Origin of the sequence: Kocuria sp. CPCC 205263 (genome assembly GCF_040981075.1) — a bacterium.
Taxonomy (GTDB): Bacteria; Actinomycetota; Actinomycetes; order Actinomycetales; family Micrococcaceae; genus Kocuria; species Kocuria rosea.
On record NZ_JAVKPV010000005.1, the window covers coordinates 365,384 to 381,644 of the forward strand.

Below are 16,261 nucleotides of genomic sequence, written 5' to 3' on the forward strand. Positions count from 1 at the left end.
ATCACGTACCCGGATTGGGCACCGCCCGGCCACCACGGATCCGTGCCGACCCACGTGAGCGACCTGCGGCGTTCACCAGGAGAGTCACCATGAACATTCTCGACCAGCTCGACGCCAAGTCGCTGCGCAGCGACGTCCCCGACTTCCGTCCGGGCGACACCCTCAACGTGCACGTCAACATCGTCGAGGGCAGCCGCTCCCGCGTCCAGGTCTTTAAGGGCTTCGTCCTCGGCCGCCAGGGCGCCGGCGTGCACGAGACCTTCACCGTCCGCAAGGTCTCCTTCGGAGTGGGCGTGGAGCGCACCTTCCCGGTGCACTCCCCGGTCATCGAGAAGATCGAGGTCGTCACCCGCGGTGACGTCCGCCGCGCGAAGCTCTACTACATGCGCGACCGCCACGGCAAGGCCGCCCGCATCCGCGAGAAGCGCGACAACACCACGGCCAAGTCCTCGAAGTCCGGCAAGGCCGTCAAGTCCGGCAAGTCCGGCAAGTAGGACAGCGCGCGCTTCGGTGCCCACCGGAACCCGCGCACGGGACCCCCGCGCCACCGGGTCCCACGCCGTTCGGCGAGAACGCCAGCCCCGTGCTCGGGGCTGGCGTTCCGTCGTCCTCGCCCTCCTGGTGGCCGTGCTGGTCACCGGCCTGTTGCGCGCCTTCGTGCTGGACGTCTACTGGATCGGGTCGGACTCGATGCAGCCCACGGTCGAACCGGGGGACCGGGTGCTCGTGGGCAAGCTCGTCGACGAGGGCGGTCTCGAACGGGGCGACCTCGTGGTCTTCGACGGGCGGGGCAGCTTCGCCCCGCTGCACAGCGACGACCCGTGGCCCGCGCGGGTCCTGCAGACCCTCGGCCGGTGGAGCGGGCTCACCGGCTCGGACAGCGTGTACCTCAAGCGGGTCGTCGGCACCCCCGGGGACACCGTCGCCTGCTGCGGTCCCTCCGGCCGCCTCGAGGTCGACGGCGAGGAGATCGTCGAGGACTACGTCCTCGACGGGGACCGGCCCAGCGAGGTTGAGTTCACCGCGGTGGTCCCGGAGGGCAGGCTCTGGCTGATGGGCGACCACCGGTCGGTGTCCGTGGACTCGCGCAGCCTGCTCGGCGCGCCCGGTGGCGGACTGGTCCGAGCGGATAAGGTCATCGGAGAACCCATTGCTGTTCTGTGGCCCCGTGACCGGGCCGGGCAGCTCTGACGCGATCCGCACGGATCCGGATCCGGACGCCCACAGGCGTCCGCCCAGGAAGGACGAGAGCAGTGGCCGACAGGACCCAGCCCGCCGGCGACGGCGTGCCCCAGGAGAACCACGGCGTCCCCGGTGACGCCGCCGTTCCCGTCCCGGCAGCGCCCACCGCCGACGCGGAGCGCGCCACCGCACCCCTCGACGGCGCCGAGGACGGGCCGGATCAGGCGTCGTCGCGCCGCGCGGGCCGCCGCTCCTCCGACCGGCGCTCCCGCAAGAAGCGCCCCGACACCTTCCGGGGCTCGGCGCGGGAGATCCTCCTCGTGCTGGTCTGGGCCGTGCTCATCGCCTTCGTCGTGAAGACCCTGCTGGTGCGGGGGTTCTACATCCCCTCCGGCTCGATGGAGAACACCCTCCAGCTCAACGACCGCATCTTCGTCAACGTGCTCGAGCCCACCTTCGGCCCGCTCGAGCGCGGGGACATCGTGGTCTTCGAGGACGCCAAGGGCTGGCTGCCGGCCCAGCCCGACAGCGGGGGCGGGCCAACCGATGCCGTCTACGACGCCCTGGCCTTCGTCGGCGTGCTGCCCGACCGCACCGACCAGCACCTCATCAAGCGCGTCATCGGGGTCGGGGGCGACACCGTGGTGTGCTGCGACGCCTCGGGGCGGGTCACGGTCAACGGGGAGGCCCTCGAGGAGCAGGACGCGTACCTCCACCCGGGGTCCGCGCCCTCGGAGCTCGAGTTCGAGGTCGAGGTCCCCGAGAACCACTACTTCGTGCTGGGCGACCACCGGGACGCGTCCGCCGACGCCCGGGTGCACCTGGCCGAGATCGCGGACAACGGCGCGTTCGTCAGCCACGACGACGTCGTCGGCACCGCGTTCGTCATCGCCTGGCCGCTCGACCGGTTGCAGCTGCTGCAGAACCCGGACGAGGTCTTCGCGGACGTCGCCGACCGGTCCACCGGTGGCTCCTGAGCCTCGGCCGGGCCGGCGCGCGTTGCCGCCCCGGGGCGGGGCCCCGGGGCTCGTCGTCGAGCGGTCCCTGCAGGAGCCGGACGGGCGCCTCGTCGGCGGTATGGACGAGGTGGGCCGCGGGGCCCTCGCCGGACCCGTCACCGCCGGGCTGGTCGTCCTGCGACCCGGGACCGAGCGCGGTGTCCCCGGGCTGCGGGACAGCAAGCTGCTCACCCCTGCACGGCGCGAAGCGCTCGTCCCCCGCATCCTCGCCTGGTGCGCGGCCGCCGGCGTCGGCCACGCCTCGCCGCAGGAGATCGACGGACTCGGCCTGACGGCCGCGCTGCGCCTGGCCGGACACCGGGCGATCGCGGCCGCGGCGCGGCGGGGGACGCCGCCCGACGTCGTGCTCCTCGACGGCGCGCACGACTGGCTCTCGGAGCCCGGCTCCGGCACGCTCTTCGGCGACCCCCCGCCCGCGGCGGACGACCTCCCGTTGCACGGGTGGGACGGACGGGTCGTGACCCGCGTCAAGGCCGACCTGACGTGCGCGTCCGTCGCCGCCGCCAGCGTGCTCGCGAAGGTCGAGCGGGACCGGGTCATGGGCGAGCTCGCCGCGGGCTGGCCGCAGTACGGTTGGGGCAGCAACAAGGGCTACGGCGCCGTCCGGCACCGCCGCGCCCTCGAGGAGCACGGGACGACGCCGCACCACCGGCTCAGCTGGCGGCTCACGCAGGCGCCGCCCGCGGCCGCGCCGAGCACGATCGGAGACGGGACGACATGAGCGCCGAAGAACTCGAGAACTTCGAGACGGACCTCGAACTGCAGCTGTACCGCGAGTACCGGGACGTCGCCGGGCTCTTCCAGTTCGTGGTGGAGACGGACCGCCGCTTCTACCTGGCCAACTCGGTCCGGGTCGAGCCGGTCGAGACGAAGAACGGGCTGTACTTCGACGTGGAGCTCAAGGACGCATGGGTGTGGGACGTCTACCGCTCCGCCCGCTTCGTGAAGCACGTGCACGTCATGAGCTTCAAGGACGTCAACGTGGAGGAGCTCGCCCACGCGGACCCCTTCGCGGTGCCGGGCGCCGCCGGGCCCGTGCCGGAGGGGCCCGCGGCCCCCTGATCCGCCCTGCACACGGCCCGTGGGGTCCCTCGGCGGGGGACCGGCGTGGCGCACGATGAGGACACCCGCCCGGCCGCCGCCGGGACGGCGCCGCCGAGCAAGGAGGTGTCCCGTGTCCGAGGGACTGGGCGCGCGCGGCGAGCAGGTGGCGGCCGCCCACCTCGAGGCGCAGGGGTACCGCGTCCTGGAGCGCAACTGGCGCGCACGGCCCTCCCGGGACGGACTGCGGGGGGAGGCCGACCTCGTCGCGGAGCACGAGGGCTGGGTGGTCGTCGTCGAGGTGAAGACCCGTTCGACCCTGCGGTACGGGCATCCGTTCGAGTCCATTACGCGGCAGAAGATCGTCCGTCTGCACCGCCTGGCGGCCGCCTGGGCGCGGACCCACGACCGCGACCCCCGGGTGGTCAGGGTCGATGCCGTTGCAATTACTTTCGCACACGGCGGAGGGCCGGAGATCGAGGTCCTGCGGCAGATCCAATGAGACGCGGCGCGCCCCGGCCCGCGTGACATGCCTCGTGCGACGTGCCAATGTTGAACCGTCGATGACCGGGAGTAACGACGGAGGTGTGCTGTGGTCGCTGCGGGACCGCTCGCCGCTCCACGACGCGCTGCGGCTCTCGCGGCGGCCGTCGCGCTGACCGCCACCGGGTGCGGCGTGCTGAAGGCCCCGGAGCCCGACGCGATCGCGCAGCCGGGCACCGTGACCACCGCGCCCATCGGTCTCAGCCCGGGCCCGTACGCCCTCACCACCGACGAGGGCGCGGTCATCACCTTCGACCTGCCCACCGTGCCGGCCCCCGACGACGACGTCGAGCAGCTGCGGCGGGACCTGAACGTGGAGCCGGTGGTCTACGTGGAGCTGCACATCGACAACACCGAGGGCACCCGCACCGTCCAGATCGACGACCTCAAGGTGATCAGCCACGAGGGCGGGCAGTTCCCGTTCGAGCCGGTCGCCGAGGTCCTCTCCGACTGGGACCCCAACCGCTCCGGGGAGGGCGGCTTCTGGGGCGCCGACGGCTCCCCCCTCGACCCGCAGGAGGGCGCCCGGCTCGACGCCCGCACGCACGAGCTGATCGCCCAGTACACCGGCGCCGTCCCGGTCGGCGCCACGGGCCGGGAGCTCATGGTCGGCGACTTCGAGAAGCTGCCGAAGACCTTCGACGACATCGAGCTGTCCCCGTACCCCAACGACCGGTCACAGGACCCCGCCCCGGTCGGGCACGGGCCCGAGCAGCGCCAGTACCGGGCCGGGGCGCCGAGCCCGGCGCCCCGTGAGCGGATCGAGGCGGAACCGGCGCCGGCACCGGCGGCACCGGAACCCGCCCGTCCCGCCGCGCAGCCGCCGCGAGTGCCTGTCGCGCCGGTGCCGGCCGAACCCGCACCGGCCCCCGAGCCCGAGCCGGCGGCGCCGCAGCCGCCGGTGGAACCGGCAAACCCCCAGCAGCCGGTGGATCCGGTGATCCCTCCCGTCATCCCTCCCGTGGAGCCGACGCCGGAGCCCACGCCGACGCCCGTTCCCCCGGTCACGCCACCGCCGGAGGAGACGATGCCTCCCGCCGAGAATCCCGACAGGGGGGAGGTCGCCACCCCGGGGGCCACCGCCGGCGCGTCGGCCTCGCCCTCGCCGAGCACCTCCAGGCGCTGGAACTGGCCCCCGCGCCCGGAACCCACGCCGACGCCCGCGCCGTCGGCCTCGACCACCACTCCGTCGCCCGCTCCGTCCCCCACGGCGACACCCACCCCCACGGCCTCCACGGGCGCTCCATCACCCGCACCGTCACCGGCCGCGACGCCCGGGCCGTCACCCTCGCTCCTCAACGGGGCCGAACTGGCCTGAGCCGGCGGACTTCTCCACCGTCGGGCGGGCGGCACCGCCGCGCTCCGCCAGCACGGCGCAGTCTGGGAACCAGGAGGTTCCCATGCACCGTCGTCGTCCCTTCCGTTCCCCGTCCCCGGGCGCTCCCCCCGGGATCCCAGTCGCGCCCGCCACCGGGGTGCGCTGATGGGCTTCGCACGGACCTGGGCAGTGGCCCTGGTCGGGCTCGACGGGTCGATGGTGGAGGTCGAGGCGGACATCGGGCAGACCCTGCCCGCCTTCTCCATCGTGGGGCTGCCGGACGCCGCGCTCAACGAGGCGAGGGAACGGCTGCGGGCGGCGGCGCGCAACAGCGGTATGCCCTTGAGCCCGCGCAAGCTCACGGTCAACCTGACCCCCGCGACGCTGCCCAAGCGGGGATCCCTTTTCGACCTCGCCATCGTGATGAGCGCCTGCAGGCCGCCGGTGACGTGCCCGCGACCGGGCGGACCGTCTTCCTGGCCGAATTGGGCCTGGACGGTGCGCTGCGGCCGGTGCGCGGCATCCTGCCGGCGGTCATGGCCGCCGTGCGCGCCGGGCACGAGCGGATCGTCGTCCCGGCGGCCAACGCGGCGGAGGCGGGGCTGGTCCCGGGCGCACGGGTGGAGGGCTTCAGCTGCCTCGCCGACGTGCTCGCCGGCGCCGGGGCCGATCCCGCCGGTCTGTGCCGGCCGGCACCTGCCGGGTCCGTCCCGGGCGGGGCAGTGCCGGGCGGGCCCGGGACGGACGGCGTGGCGGCCCACCCCGCACCCCGCACCCCGCGCCGCACCGGATCTCGCCGACGTCGCCGGGCAGGCCGACGGCCGCCTGGCCCTGGAGATTGCCGCCGCCGGCGGGCACCACCTGCTCATGGTGGGCCCGCCCGGATCCGGCAAGACGATGCTCGCCGAGCGGCTCCCGGGCCTGCTGCCGGACCTCGAGGACGACGCCGCGATGGAGGTGACGGCCGTCCACTCGCTCAACGGGGCCGCCGGGCGGTGCACCGCCCTGATCCGGCGCCCTCCGTTCGAGGCACCGCACCACACCGCCTCGGCGGCCGCCCTGTTCGGGGGCGGGCCCGGGATCCCGCGCCCCGGTGCCGCCTCCCGGGCGCACCGCGGCGTCCTGTTCCTCGACGAGGCCCCCGAGTTCGACCGCGGGGTCGTCGACGCGCTGCGCCAGCCCCTCGAGAACGGCCGGGTCGTGATCGACCGGTCCACGGCCTCGGCGGTCTATCTGGCCCGCTTCCAGCTGGTCCTCGCGGCGAACCCCTGCCCGTGCGGGCAGGCCGGGGGCCGCGGCGCCGACTGCACGTGCACCCCACGGATGCGCCGCAGCTACTTCGGCAAGCTGAGCGGTCCGCTGCTGGACCGGGTGGACCTGCAGATCGCGGTGCCGAAGGTCTCCTACGGCGAGCTCGCCGCCGGGGCAGGACAGGGGGAGAGCACGGCGGAGGTCGCCGTGCGCGTCGCCCGGGCGCGGGCGGCCCAGGCGGAGCGTCTGCGCGGCCTCGGCCTGCGCACGAACGCCGAGCTCGGGGGCAGTCTCCTGCACGGCGCCCTGCGTCCCCCGCGCCCGGTCACCGCCCCGCTGGAGCGGGCCATGGACCGAGGCTCGCTGACCGCCCGAGGGCACCAGCGGGTGCTCCGGGTCGCCTGGACGCTGGCCGACCTGGAGGGCCGGGGCGTCCCGGTGCTCGACGACGTCGACACCGCGCTGTACTTCCGCTCCCTCGTCCCGGCCTGAGCGCCGCCGCGTCCGCCCCGTCCGCGACAGGAAGGCCCCGCCATGCACTCCGCCCCGCCCGGCACACGCTCCGGCCACGACCCGCTGCTGCTGGCCCGCGCCGGGCTGTCCCGGCTCGTGGAGCCGACCGACGCCACCGCCATGCTGCTGCTGGCGGCGCTCGGACCGGTCGCCGCGCTCGAGATCGCCACGGGGACGCACCCCATCGGCGCCGGGGAGCACCCGGTGTTCGTGCGGGCGGCCGCCGAGGCCGGGTACGGTCCCCGGCAGGTCGACCTCCGGCGCGCCCTGGCCCGCTGGGCCCCCCGGGCGGCGGACCTCGACCCCCCGCGGACCTGGGGGTCGCCGCCCAGGCGGGAGCGTGGTTCGCGATCCCCGAGGACCCCGACTGGCCCGGGGCGCTGGCCGACCTGGGCCTGTTCCAGCCGGTGGGCCTGTGGGGCCGCGGCGACCGGCGACTCCTCGGCTTCCCCGCCGCCCGCTCCGTCGCCGTCGTCGGCTCCCGGGACTGCTCGACCTACGGCCGGCAGGTCGCCCTGGACATCGCCGGCGCCCTGGCCGCCCGCGGCTGGACGGTGGTCTCCGGCGGTGCCCACGGCATCGACCAGGCCGCCCACTCGGCCGCGCTGGCCACCGGCACCGCGCACCCGCCCACGGTGTCGGTCATGGCGTGCGGGATCGACCGCCTCTATCCTCCGGGCAACCACGAGCTGCTCCACCGGGTCGAGGCCGCCGGGCTGTTGCTGGCCGAGGCCGCCCCCGGGTGCACGCCCAGCCGCTACCGCTTCCTCCAGCGCAACCGGATCATCGCCGCCCTCTTCGCCGGCACGGTGGTGGTCGAGGCCCGGTGGCGGTCCGGGGCGCAGAACACGGCCCACCACGCGGACGGGCTCAGCCGCCCGGTGGGCGCGGTGCCCGGCAGCGTCCACGCCGGCACCTCCGCCGGCTGCCACCGGCTGGTGCGGGAGGGCACCGCCGTCCTGGTCACGGACGTCGACGAGGTGCTCGAGCTCGTCCAGCCCCTCGGGACGGCGCCGGCGCCCGACCGCCCCGCCCCGGTCTCCGTCGTCGACGGGCTCTCGGACCGGGACCGCGTGCTCCTCGACGCCCTGCCCCTGAGGGTGCGCAGCCGCCCGGACCACCTGTCCCGCGTCGCCGGCCTGTCCGCCCGCGAGGTGCTGGGCGGGCTGCGCCGGCTCGAGGAGCGCGGCCTGGCGGAGGGGGCGGGGGAGGGGGGGGCGCCGCCGCTAGAATCGCCGCATGACCTCCGACGCCGCCCCGCTACCCACGGCCGTGGTCCGGGCCCTGGAGCGGTACACGGACCACCTGGTGCACGAGCTGGCGCGCAGTCCCCGCACCGTGGACGCCTACACGGGCGACCTCCGCGCCCTCTTCACCTGGCTGCACGCCCGGTACGGGGTCGCCGCGCCGGCCGCCGTGGACCTGGAGATGCTCCGGGCCTGGCTGGCCGCCCGGCACGCCGAGGGGGCGGGACGCTCGTCCATGGCCCGCTGGACGGCGTCGGTCCGCGGGTTCTTCGGCTGGGCCGCCGGCACCGGGCTGGTGGGCGCCGATCCCAGTCTGCGGCTCGTCGCCCCGCGCCGCCGGCGTCACCTCCCGGACGTCGTGCCCGCCGACGGGATGCGCGAGCTGCTGGACGATCTCGCGGCCCGCTCCACCGAGCCCGGGACCGCAGGGGCGGAGGGCGCGCTCGTCGCCCGGGACCGCGCCCTCCTCGAGCTGCTCTACGCCACCGGTGCGCGGGTGGGCGAGCTCACGGGTGCCGACGTCGACGACGTCGACCGCTCCCGGCGCGTCCTCACGGTGATCGGCAAGGGCGACAAGCAGCGCACGGTGCCCTTCGGCCGCCCCGCCGACGACGCGCTGCAGCTCTGGCTGGCCCGCCGGCCCGTGCTGGCCGCGGCGGGCAGCGGGCCGGCGCTGTTCCTCGGCTCCCGGGGCGGCCGGATCGACGCCCGACAGGTCCGGCGCGTCGTGGAGCGGGAGCTCGGCACCGTCCCCGACACCGCCGCCCGGGGTCCGCACGCCCTGCGCCACTCGGCGGCCACGCACCTCGTGGACGGCGGCGCCGACCTGCGCACGGTGCAGGAGCTGCTGGGGCACGCCTCCGTGGGGACCACCCAGATCTACACGCACGTCTCCGTGGACCGCCTGGGAACCGTCTACCGTCAGGCCCACCCGCGAGCCTGACGTGCGCCGGAGCGGAGGATCGCGGAGCAACACGGCGTCCCGGGTTGACGCCCGTGGAATGTTTGCAGTTGAATGAGTGGCGTATTGTACTCGACGTCCCAGACACGGCAACACGCTCGGAGCCGGCCGGAACGACGGGTGCGGCACCCGGGCGACCGGACGCCGCGCGGGCCTCGAATCCCCGCGGCGGGACGCGAGCCCGGACAACAGCATCGTCCGGTCGCGGCACGCTCGCCGCGGCCCGACGGGTGGGACCGCTTCCGTGCAGGGCGTTGGGGAAGACGTACCTACACGACGGAGGAACAGGTCATGTCTGCACCCACCACGCGCGGAGTGCTCTACGTGCACTCGGCTCCGCGAGCGCTGTGCCCGCACATCCAGTGGGCGCTGGAGTCGGTCGCGCGCCAGCGCACGGAGCTCGAGTGGACCCAGCAGAACGCCGAGCCCGGTTCCGTGCGAGCCGAGCTGGAGTGGTCCGGACCCGCGGGGACCGGCGCCCTCCTCGCCTCGGCGCTGCGCACGATGGGCTGCCTCCGGTTCGAGGTCACCGAGAACCCGTGCCGCGGCCACGACGGCGCCCGCTGGTCCTTCACCCCCGACCTCGGGATCTTCCACGCGACCACGGACGCCGCCGGCAACATCATGGTCTCCGAGGACCGGATCCGCTACGCCTACGAGACGGCGGCCGGCAACCCGCTGCTCGTCATCAACGAGCTCTCCCTCGCCCTGGGGGAGGCCTGGGACGAGGAGCTCGAGCCCTTCCGGCACGCCGCGGAGGGCGCCCCGGTGCGCTGGCTGCACCGCGTCGGCTGAGCCCCCGCGGCCCTGCCCCGCCTCCGGGGGCACGGGGCCCGCAGCGCGCAAGAGGGCCGTCCCGCGATCAGCGGGACGGCCCTCTTCCGTGCGTCCGAACGGTTTGCGCCCGGACGAGCTGCTCCCGGCGGTGCGGGCTCGGCGGGCGTGCGCTCAGACGGTGCGGAACGCGGCGACCGCGTTGTGGCCGCCGAAGCCGAAGGAGTTGGACACGGCCACGAAGTCCCCGGAGGGAAGGTCGCGGGCGTCGGTGACGACGTCGAGATCGATCTCCGGGTCCTGGTTCTCCAGGTTGATGGTGCAGGGCGCGGTGCGGTGGTGGACGGCGAGCACGGTGAGCACGGCCTCGACGGCGCCCGAGCCGCCCAGGATGTGGCCCGTCATCGACTTGGTCGCCGAGACGCACATGTCGTCCACCGCCGAACCGAACGCCCGGCGCAGGGCGCCGGCCTCCGGGGCGTCGCCCTTGGGCGTGGAGGTCGCGTGGGCGTTGACGTGCTTGACGTCGGCCGGACCGAACTCACCGGTCTCCATGGCCTCCGCGAGGGCGCGGGCCGCCCCGCGGCCCTCCTCGTCGGGCGCGGTGATGTGGTAGGCGTCCGAGGTGAGGCCGGCCCCGGCGAGCTCGGCGTAGATCCGTGCGCCGCGGGCGCGGGCGTGCTCCTCCGACTCGAGCACCACGGCGCCGGCGCCCTCGCCCATGACGAACCCGTCGCGGGCCGTGTCGTAGGGGCGGGAGGCGCGCTCCGGCTCGTCGTTGCGCTTCGACAGCGCCTGCATGGAGGCGAACGCCGCGATGGTCACGGGGTGGATCGCGGACTCGGCGCCGCCCACCACCACGAGGTCCGCCTTGCCGGAACGGATGAGGTTCATGCCCTGGTAGAAGGCCTCCGTGCCGGAGGCGCACGCCGAGACGGGCGTGATGGACGCGGCCCGGGCCTTGAGGTCCATGCCCACGGCCGCCGCGTTGCCGTTGGGCATCAGCATGGGGACGGTGAGGGGCATGACGCGCCGGGCGCCGCGCTTCTGGAGTGTGTCGTAGGCGTCCAGCAGGGTCCAGACCCCGCCGATGCCGGTGCCGAAGGCCACGGCGAAGCGGTCCGGGTCGACCTCCTCGGAGGTCTCGGCGTTGTTGCCGGAGAACCCGGCGTCGGCCCACGCCTCGCGGGCGGCGATGACGGAGAGCTGCCCGGAGGGGTCCAGACGCTTGGCCTCGACCCGGGAGAGCACCTCGCTGGCGGGGGTCGAGACGGGCGCGGCGATCCGCACGCCCAGATCGTAGGTGTCCACCCAGTCGTGCTCGATGGCTCTGACACCGGAGACGCCCGTGGTGGCGCTGCGCCACAGCTCGGGGACGGTGCCACCGATCGGGGTGGTGGCACCGAGACCGGTGACGACTACTTTGCGGGTCATGACTGCACTTCCTCGTGTCCTGGGGTGATGCGGCGGGCGGCCCGCCCGGTCGCGGGTCGGTGCGGGGCGGCGGATCCTGCGGTCCGCCGCGCCCCGCACCGACCGGCCGGATCAGGCCTGGGCGTTGTCGATGAAGTTGACGGCGTCCTCGACGGTCTTGAGGTTCTTGACCTCTTCATCGGGGATGGTCACGTCGAACTTCTCCTCGGCGTTGACCACGATGGTCATCATCGAGATGGAGTCGATGTCGAGGTCCTCGGTGAAGGACTTGTCCAGCTGGACGGCCTCGGTCTCGAGGCCGGTCTCCTCGTTGACGATCTCGGCCAGGCCGGTCAGGATTTCCTCTTTGCTCGCCATGGTGGCTTCCTTTCTCTGCGGCTGCCGGAGCAGCCGGTGGTGACGTGCGCCCCGGGCAGGTGCCGGGTGCATCTGTCCCGGTCGGGCCGTGGGCCCGGACCGGGGGACATCGGGTGTGCGGTTCAACCCTACGACGACTCGCAGGGCCCCGCGGTGGCACCGACACGTGGGCCGGGCCCCTGGGGCCCGGTCCGCGTCCCGGCGGCGGTCAGGGGAGGACGACGACCTGCGCCCCGTAGACGAGGCCGGCGCCGAAACCGATCTGCAGCGCCAGCTTCCCGGACAGCTCCGGGTGCTCGGCGAGCAGGCGGTGCGTGGCGAGGGGCACGGACGCGGCGGACGTGTTGCCGGAGTCGGCGATGTCCCGGGCGATGACCACGGACTCGGGGAGCTTGAGCGTCTTGGCCATCTGGTCGATGATCCGCATGTTCGCCTGGTGGGGGATGAAGGCGCTCAGGTCCTCGGGCCGCACCCCGGCCACGTCCATGGCCTCCTGCGCGCGCTTGGCGACCTCCCACGAGGCCCAGCGGAAGACCGTCTGCCCGTCCTGGCGCAGGGTCGGCCAGAGGGTGGCGTCCTCGCGCACCGCGCCGGTCTCCGGGTCGAGGAGGTCGGGGGACTGGGCCCGCTCGCGCCCCTGCTCCACCGCCCGGATGTCGGTGAGCGGGTGGGTCATCCGGATGGCGTCCCACTTGGAGCCGTCGGAGCCCCATACGGACGGGCCGATGCCGGGTGTGTCGGAGGGCCCGATGACCACGGCGCCCGCGCCGTCGCCGAGCAGGAAGGAGATGGAGCGCTCGCTGTTGTCGATGACGTCGGAGAGCTTCTCCACGCCGATGACCAGCACGTAGTCGGCCGCGCCCGAGCGGACGAGCGCGTCGGCCTGGGCGACGCCGTAGCAGTAGCCGGCGCAGGCCGCCGAGATGTCGAAGGCCGGTGCAGGGGTGGCGCCCAGGCGGTCCGCCAGGGCCGCGGCGGCGGACGGGGTGAGGTAGGGGAAGGAGATCGTGGAGACGATGACCGCCCCGAGCTGCGAGGCCTCGATGCCGGCGGCGGCCAGCGCCTCGCGGGCGGCGTGCTCGGACATGTCGAGGACGCTCACGTCCTCGGCGGCGCGGTGCCGGGTCCTGATGCCGGTGCGCTGCTGGATCCACTCGTCCGAGGACTCGATCCACTGGCAGACGTCGTCGTTGGTCACGACCACGTCCGGGCGGTAGACGCCCAGGCCGAGGATCCGGGAGTGCGCGTTGGTCTGTTGCTGCTTCAGGGTCACCACAGGGGTCGTTGCTCCTTCGTGCGGCCGGGCGGGACGGACGGGCCGGCTGGGCGGGGCGGAACGGCTGCTCCGGCCTCGGGACGGGCGGCGCGCGCGGTGCGCGCGCGGACGTCAGTCAAGAATACTCCTGGCCTGCTCCAGCTCCGCCGCGGAGTTCACGGCCAGGGCCGGGACGCCCTTCATGCCCCGCTTGGCCAGGCCGACGAGGGTGCCCGCCGGCGGGAGCTCGACGAGCTGCTCGACGCCGCGCTCCAGGAGCGTCCGCGTGCACAGGTCCCAGCGCACGGGCCTGCAGACCTGGGCCACGAGCGACTCGAGGTTCGCGGCGCCGCCGCTCACGGGCTCGCCGTCGGCGTTGGAGAGCAGCGGGTGCACGGGGTCGGCGGGCGAGAGCCGGGGGACCAGCTCGTGCAGGGGCTCCAGGGCCGCGGCCATGTGCTCGGTGTGGAAGGCGCCGGCCACCTTGAGGGGGATCACCCGGGCGCGGGCCGGCGGGGCCGCGGCGAGGGCGGCCAGCTGCTCGAGGGTGCCGGCGGCCACGGTCTGCCCGCCCCCGTTGGCGTTGGCGGGCGTCAGGCCCGCGGCCTCGATGGCGGCGAGGACCTCGTCCTCCTTGCCGCCGAGCACGGCGCTCATGCCGGTGGGGACGGCGGCGGCCGCCCGAGCCATGGCGTTGGCCCGGGTGCGCACGAAGGCCATGGCGTCGGCCTCGGTGAGTGCGCCGGCCAGGGCGGAGGCGGTGATCTCACCCACCGAGTGCCCCGCGAAGATCAGGTCGTCCCGGCCGGGGCCGGTCCGGTCCCCGAGCAGCCGGCCCGCGACGAGGCCGGCGGCCACGATGAGGGGCTGGGCCACCGCGGTGTCCTTGATGGTGTCCTCGTCGGCCTCGGTGCCGTAGTGCACGAGGTCGAGTCCTGCGGCCTCGCCCAGCTCCTCGAGGTGGGCGCGGACGCCGTCGAGGGCGAGCCATTCGGTGAGGAAGCCGGGTTTCTGGGAGCCCTGTCCGGGGCAGAGGATCGCGATCACCGCTACAGCTTCGCAAGGATGGGCCCTCGCGCGGTGGCCCGGAGGCCACCAAGCCCGGCGGCGGTGTTTGTAGGGATGCTACAAGACCGGTCCCACGGCGGGGGCGGAGGTGTCGATGGGGGCGCACGAGTCCGCGAGCCGGCCCGCCACGAGGGCGCAGTGCAGCACGAACGCGTCGCGGGGGACCAGGGGGTCCCAGCCGGTGAGGTCGCTGATCCGGCGCAGCCGGTAGCGCACCGTGTTGGCGTGCACGAACAGCTCCCGGGCGGTGGCCTCGAGGGAGTGGCCGACGGAGACGTAGGCGGACAGGGTCTCCACGAGCCCGGTCGCGGAGCGCGTCAGCGGGCGGTAGACCGACTCGACCATCGCCGTGCGCGCGCTCTCGTCCCCGGCCATGGCCCGCTCCGGCCACAGGTCCTCGGAGTGCACCGGGCGGGGCGCCGCGGGCCAGGCCGGCGCCACGGACAGGGCGGCGTGGGCGAGCCGGGCGGAGCGTCCCGCGGCGAAGACCGTGGGAGACTCCGGGCCGTAGGCCACCGGTCCCGGCCCGAACGCGGCGGCGAGCTTCTCGAGGGCGAGGTCCCGGTCGGACAGCCCTCCGAGGATGAGCACGAGCCGGTCGCCCTGGATGGAGACGAGGGAGTCCTGCGCGTGGCGGCCGGCGAGCCTGCGCAGCCGGGCCACGGTGGACGGGCCGGCGGCCTCGGGCGCGGAGCCCGTGAGCACCGTGACCGGGCCCGTCGAGGCCCAGCCCAGGGCCGCGACGCGGGAGCGCAGCGCGTCGGAGTGCTCCCCCCGGAGGATCCCGTCGACCACGAGGGACTCCAGCCGGGCGTCCCACGACCCGCGGTTCTCGGCCGCGCGGGCGTAGACGTCCGCGGCGGCGAAGGCGATCTCCCGCGAGTAGCGCAGCACGGCCTCCCGCAGCGCGGCCTCGTCGTGGTGCTTGGCGAGCTCCGGGACCTTCTCCTCCACGACGTCCACGACGATCCGCAGCAGCTGCAGGGCGTGCTGGAGGGAGATGGAGCGGGTCAGGTCCGTGGGGGCGCCCCGGAAGACCTGGGTGAGCACCCACAGGGGCTCCTCCGGGTCCTCGTACCAGCGCACGAACGAGGAGATGCCCCGCTGGGCCACGAGACCCAGCTCGGAGCGCTCGTCGGCGCGCAGCTCCTCGAACCAGCCGAGGTCCGTCTCGAGCCGGCGGGTCGCGACCGTGGAGATCGCGCCCAGGTTGGCCTTGAGGTTCTCGAGCGTCCTGGGGTGGGGCGGGGCGACGGGACGGTGCCGGTCGGTGGACCGTCTGCGCGAGGGGCGCAGCCAGCGCGTCGTGGTGTTCCCGTCCTGTCCAGCCATGCCTCCGAGCTTAGAGCACCGGATCGCCGCCCCGGGCCCGGGCACGACGACGGCGCCCCGCCCACCCGGACGCGGGTGGGCGGGGCGCCGTGGTGCACCGGAGGGCTCGCCTCAGGCGTCGCCGCCCGCGTTGCCGGAGGTGCCGGCGGTGACGTCCTTGAGCGAGTACTTCTCGATCGCCTCGCCGGGTGCGCGCCAGTCGACCTCGCCGCGCTTGGCGAGCATCTCCAGGGCTCGGACCACCATGGAGTGGGAGTCGATCTTGAAGAACCGGCGGGCGCCGGCGCGGGTGTCCGAGAAGCCGAAGCTGTCGGCGCCCAGGGACGCGAACTCGTTCGGGACGAACTGGCGGATCTTGTCCGGCAGGTCCGCGCTGAAGTCCGAGACGGCGACGACCGGACCCGTGGCCCCGGCCAGCTGCTGGGCCACGAACGGGGTCCGCGTCCCGTCGCCCGGGTTGAGGAACGCCTCCTTCTCGGCGGCCACGCCGTCGCGGCGCAGCTCGACCCACGAGGTCACCGACCACACGTCGGCGGAGACGCCCCAGTCCTCGGCGAGCAGCTTCTGCGCCTCGAGCGCCCACGGCACGGCCACGCCGGAGGCGAGCAGCTGCGCCCGGGGCCCCTCCTTCTCGGCGGGCTTGAGCAGGTAGATGCCCTTGAGGATGCCCTCGACGTCGACGTCCTCCGGCTCGGCCGGCTGCTGGTACGGCTCGTTGTAGACCGTCACGTAGTACATGACGTTGTGGTCCTCGTCGCCCGTGCCGTACATGTGCTCGAGGCCGCGCCGGACGATGTGGGCGATCTCGTAGCCGTACGCGGGGTCGTAGTGGATGACCGCCGGATTGGTCGCGGCCAGCAGCGGCGAGTGGCCGTCGGCGTGCTGGAGGCCCTCACCGGTGAGCGTGGTGCGCCCGGCGGTGGCCCCGATGATGAACCCGCGGGTCATCTGGTCGGCGGCGGCCCA

At 74.6% G+C, this 16,261-nt stretch carries 15 protein-coding genes and 4 pseudogenes; 13 read left to right on the forward strand and 6 right to left on the reverse strand.

All coding sequences use genetic code 11. The features are described from left to right. The first annotated feature begins 89 nt into the window (after window positions 1-89). From rplS to RF647_RS10615, 13 genes and pseudogenes are all read left to right on the forward strand, one after another. Window positions 90-494 (forward strand): 50S ribosomal protein L19, encoded by a 405-nt coding sequence (gene rplS, locus RF647_RS10555; RefSeq protein WP_017833754.1) that lies wholly within the window; start codon window positions 90-92, stop codon window positions 492-494. A gap of 16 nt (window positions 495-510) precedes the next feature. After that, a complete protein-coding gene (gene lepB / locus RF647_RS10560) occupies window positions 511-1,191 on the forward strand; it encodes a signal peptidase I (RefSeq protein WP_368811649.1) in 681 nt (226 codons plus the stop codon). A gap of 62 nt (window positions 1,192-1,253) precedes the next feature. Further along, window positions 1,254-2,159, forward strand: a complete 906-nt coding sequence (gene lepB / locus RF647_RS10565) for a signal peptidase I (protein WP_368811650.1) — start codon at window positions 1,254-1,256, stop codon at window positions 2,157-2,159. Next, a complete protein-coding gene (locus tag RF647_RS10570; protein WP_368811651.1) occupies window positions 2,149-2,922 on the forward strand; it encodes a ribonuclease HII in 774 nt (257 codons plus the stop codon). The genes lepB (RF647_RS10565) and RF647_RS10570 overlap by 11 nt, the downstream gene beginning before the upstream one ends. Continuing rightward, window positions 2,919-3,263 carry a DUF2469 domain-containing protein gene (locus RF647_RS10575; protein WP_017833750.1) on the forward strand — a complete coding sequence of 115 codons (345 nt, stop codon included), beginning with the start codon at window positions 2,919-2,921 and terminating at the stop codon, window positions 3,261-3,263. Before RF647_RS10570 ends, RF647_RS10575 begins: the two co-directional genes overlap by 4 nt. Window positions 3,264-3,375: 112 nt before the next feature. Next, window positions 3,376-3,744, forward strand: a complete 369-nt coding sequence (locus RF647_RS10580) for a YraN family protein (RefSeq protein WP_368811652.1) — start codon at window positions 3,376-3,378, stop codon at window positions 3,742-3,744. A gap of 90 nt (window positions 3,745-3,834) precedes the next feature. Then, window positions 3,835-5,103, forward strand: coding sequence for a hypothetical protein (locus RF647_RS10585; protein ID WP_368811653.1), 1,269 nt, complete (start codon window positions 3,835-3,837; stop codon window positions 5,101-5,103). Window positions 5,104-5,319: 216 nt separating this feature from the next. Beyond that, a pseudogene (locus RF647_RS10590) lies at window positions 5,320-5,517 on the forward strand (magnesium chelatase domain-containing protein); the annotation flags it as partial. Between the two features lie 35 nt (window positions 5,518-5,552). After that, window positions 5,553-5,630 (forward strand): annotated as a pseudogene (locus tag RF647_RS10595) (hypothetical protein); the annotation flags it as partial. Beyond that, window positions 5,602-6,846 (forward strand): YifB family Mg chelatase-like AAA ATPase, encoded by a 1,245-nt coding sequence (locus RF647_RS10600; protein ID WP_368811666.1) that lies wholly within the window; start codon window positions 5,602-5,604, stop codon window positions 6,844-6,846. The pseudogene RF647_RS10595 and the gene RF647_RS10600, both read left to right, overlap by 29 nt. 410 nt (window positions 6,847-7,256) lie before the next feature. Further along, a pseudogene (locus RF647_RS10605) lies at window positions 7,257-7,769 on the forward strand (DNA-processing protein DprA); the annotation flags it as partial. A gap of 337 nt (window positions 7,770-8,106) precedes the next feature. Beyond that, a complete protein-coding gene (locus RF647_RS10610) occupies window positions 8,107-9,057 on the forward strand; it encodes a tyrosine recombinase XerC (protein WP_368811654.1) in 951 nt (316 codons plus the stop codon). A 309-nt stretch (window positions 9,058-9,366) separates the two neighbouring features. Beyond that, on the forward strand, window positions 9,367-9,870 hold the full coding sequence (locus RF647_RS10615; protein WP_368811655.1) for a DUF3145 domain-containing protein: 504 nt from the start codon (window positions 9,367-9,369) through the stop codon (window positions 9,868-9,870). Between the two features lie 153 nt (window positions 9,871-10,023). Here RF647_RS10615 and RF647_RS10620 read toward each other — a convergent pair whose 3' ends face one another. The 6 genes and pseudogenes from RF647_RS10620 to RF647_RS10645 all read right to left on the reverse strand — a co-directional run. Next, window positions 10,024-11,283, reverse strand: a complete 1,260-nt coding sequence (locus tag RF647_RS10620) for a beta-ketoacyl synthase (RefSeq protein WP_017833743.1) — start codon at window positions 11,281-11,283, stop codon at window positions 10,024-10,026. A 111-nt stretch (window positions 11,284-11,394) separates the two neighbouring features. After that, on the reverse strand, window positions 11,395-11,640 hold the full coding sequence (locus RF647_RS10625) for an acyl carrier protein (RefSeq protein ID WP_017833742.1): 246 nt from the start codon (window positions 11,638-11,640) through the stop codon (window positions 11,395-11,397). Between the two features lie 208 nt (window positions 11,641-11,848). Beyond that, window positions 11,849-12,916, reverse strand: coding sequence for a beta-ketoacyl-ACP synthase III (locus tag RF647_RS10630; protein WP_109222449.1), 1,068 nt, complete (start codon window positions 12,914-12,916; stop codon window positions 11,849-11,851). Between the two features lie 111 nt (window positions 12,917-13,027). Then, window positions 13,028-13,942: an ACP S-malonyltransferase gene (locus tag RF647_RS10635; RefSeq protein WP_368811656.1), complete on the reverse strand. Its 915-nt coding sequence runs from the start codon at window positions 13,940-13,942 to the stop codon at window positions 13,028-13,030. 78 nt (window positions 13,943-14,020) lie between these two features. Beyond that, window positions 14,021-15,295, reverse strand: coding sequence for a CdaR family transcriptional regulator (locus tag RF647_RS10640; RefSeq protein WP_133410814.1), 1,275 nt, complete (start codon window positions 15,293-15,295; stop codon window positions 14,021-14,023). A gap of 111 nt (window positions 15,296-15,406) precedes the next feature. Then, window positions 15,407-16,261 (reverse strand): annotated as a pseudogene (locus RF647_RS10645) (pyruvate dehydrogenase (acetyl-transferring), homodimeric type); the annotation flags it as partial.